General features: G+C 44.2%; 3 protein-coding genes. All 3 read right to left on the bottom strand.

Annotated elements, in window-relative coordinates; all coding sequences use genetic code 11:
- Positions 1–241 precede the first annotated feature (241 nt).
- The gene (locus WBM98_RS01855) at positions 242–943 is read right to left on the bottom strand and encodes a nucleotidyl transferase AbiEii/AbiGii toxin family protein (protein WP_424364323.1); all 702 of its coding nucleotides are present in this window, start codon (positions 941–943) and stop codon (positions 242–244) included.
- A complete protein-coding gene (locus WBM98_RS01850; protein ID WP_424364322.1) occupies positions 937–1,431 on the bottom strand; it encodes a hypothetical protein in 495 nt (164 codons plus the stop codon). Before WBM98_RS01850 ends, WBM98_RS01855 begins: the two co-directional genes overlap by 7 nt.
- Before the next feature lie 213 nt (positions 1,432–1,644).
- Positions 1,645–2,226: a GNAT family N-acetyltransferase gene (locus WBM98_RS01845; RefSeq protein WP_424364321.1), complete on the bottom strand. Its 582-nt coding sequence runs from the start codon at positions 2,224–2,226 to the stop codon at positions 1,645–1,647.
- Between the last annotated feature and the right edge of the window lie 243 nt (positions 2,227–2,469).

Genomic DNA, 2,469 nt, shown 5'->3' with positions numbered 1-2,469 from the left:
AGTCCCCGAGCACTATAAAACCCAATTGGTTTACATAATAGTCTTTCGTGGCCCCTTTGTTGCGCATGGGTAATTTTGGATGTATGGCCGTCAGCATGGTGGTGTATTTTGTTTTGATTTTATTTGTCTCGTATATCGCCTGGACCTTCGCCCTAAAGACTCCCAACCCTCGGATATAGCCACTGGATAATAATCCTGAGTTTTTTTGGATTGTACCTAGTTTATAGCATTGTTCTTTTTGCTAGTTTATAGTGCCATCTATGACCTTTTGAATACGATCTAAAATAATTTCCATTCTCTCGTCCGCCTGATTATAATACAAGCTACCACGAAATGCGGAAACAATGCTTTTATTGTTTCGCATTTCCTCTAATTTTTCGGCCAGATAATATTTAACCTGCTTATCTGAAGCCCATAGTTGCGTATCTATGTTTGTTGTATAATTAAATAGGTAGACAATATCTTCTAGATCATGACTTGCATAGATGTCTTTGATGCCCCTATCAAAAAAAGCCTCTATTTTAGTGGCCAAAAAGTAAGGCAAGGAAAGCACTTTTATAGTCACCTTATCGATGGTTAGGGGTATTGCTTTTTCAAAACCCGCTTTAAACCAAGGGCTTGATGGGGCCCAACCCACAGCTTTCGTGGCCATGACATCCACTATTAAATCTTCATAACGAAACCTGCATATGACAGGATCTTCGGCATCTTGGTAAAAACCGCGTTCATTCAATGCTTCCCGTAACCGCTCAAGTTCAGCATAACCGGCAATCTGAAAGGTCAGGTCAATATCTTTTGTGGGCCTTATATCCTCTGCAGCGGGGTCATCAATGTATAAGCTGACCACGGTCCCACCCACATAGACCACTTGCTCGTTTAAATCGCCAAGCACCAATGCCACTTTTTTGGTAGCGGCCCTATTGATCAAGGTGTTCTTTAGCATATGCGTTTTTCCAAGATTTCCAAGGCCAAGTTTTTTTCACGGACTCGGCCTACACGAACCGCATCCAAGAGTGCCAAAAGTTCGTAAAGATAATGGTCTAGAACAACGGCTTGTGGCACCGTAGGGTATAGGGGCAAGATAGTTTGCCCTCGAGCTTGCCCTTTTGCATAGGGCCACACATAAGGCTCATCGCTAAGAATTTCCGCATTAAGCGGGGGGGCACTGTGAGCAGTGAGGGTGCCACGCACTATAGGACCCGGATGTTGCGGAAACACAACGCCTAAACCATATTTAATAAAATAAAAAAAAAGATCCCGGTTGACTTCCTGACCTTTATGAACAAGTAGACCGGCATAGGATGAACGGGCCAACGAAGCACTTATCTCCGATTGACTCATAAAGAGTGTTTGGGCCAATTCCATTTGTATAAACCCTGGCTCGTCTAAGGAAACGAGCTTGGTCAAGACCACAATATCTTGTGGTTTCATCTGTTGTAAGTTACTTCTTATTTTCATTATCGTATATCGCGATATGCAATAATACAACATAAATACTTATATAACAAAGGATTATATAAATATATTGCGGTATGCGATATGCGATAAAATAGAATAGGTAGTAAGGACAAGAATCAAGTCCCCCAATTCGGAAAAACCAGAAACCAAAACCCCGGTCCGTTCAACCCCAAAAGGTCGGGGCATTCACATTGGGCCATACCGATCTTCACTACTTAGTTGGCCCCACGTATCTTTGGTGACCCCATAACAGACACATCGCTGATAGGCCGGATAGTCCGCCAATTTCGGATGCTCGAATTCCCCCAGCCTTTGCATCCCAATGTTACGCATCACCTGTTCCGATTTGACATTCTGTAAGGTACAGGTGGCAATGACCTTATCCAATGTAAGGGTATTGAAGGCATGGTCCAGGCATTGTTGCGCCCCTTCGGTGGCATAGCCCTTTCCCCATGCACTTTGCTTCAACCGCCATCCGATGTCCACCGCGGGTGTGAACGCCGTGGTATACTCTTGAAACGCCAAACCGATAAACCCGATGAACTCCCCCGTTTCCAAGATTTCGACAGCGAAATAGCTATACCCCTTTTTTTGATAATGGCCTTGAAGGCGTTCAACAAATTCAGCGGTTTCTTTTGGGGTCAGGGGTTTAGGAAAGTGTTCCATAACATGGTCATCGGCATTCATTTCCGCAAATTCGGGCAAATCTTCGGTCGTCCAATTGCGGAATCCAAGGCGCTTAGAAGTAAAAAGGTATTCCTTTTTCAATGTTGGCGTGTTTTAAAAGATGCCCAGCTTTGAAGATACTAAAAAGTAGCATACCCTGAGCGCGTCGACCGTTTTGAAGTGTTAAAACGGAAGCTATCATTGTGGTATTGGGTTTATAATGGTACTTTCTAGGTTCTTATACAAAAGCCACCATGGAAAACACACCAAAACCGAAGCCCCCGGTCAAAAGGGCCCCGGCGAAAACGACGTCAAAGACCGCCACGAAGACCCGAACACGAACCG

The sequence above is a fragment of the Maribacter sp. genome, assembly GCF_049667165.1.
Lineage (GTDB): Bacteria > Bacteroidota > Bacteroidia > Flavobacteriales > Flavobacteriaceae > Maribacter_A.
This window is presented reverse-complemented; position numbering and strand designations above follow the sequence as displayed.

Excerpts from the sequence above, each read along its gene's own strand:
- WBM98_RS01855 (WP_424364323.1), bottom strand. The coding sequence starts at position 943 with ATGCTAAAGAACACCTTGATCAATAGGGCCGCTACCAAAAAAGTGGCA.
- WBM98_RS01850 (WP_424364322.1), bottom strand. The coding sequence starts at position 1,431 with ATGAAACCACAAGATATTGTGGTCTTGACCAAGCTCGTTTCCTTAGAC.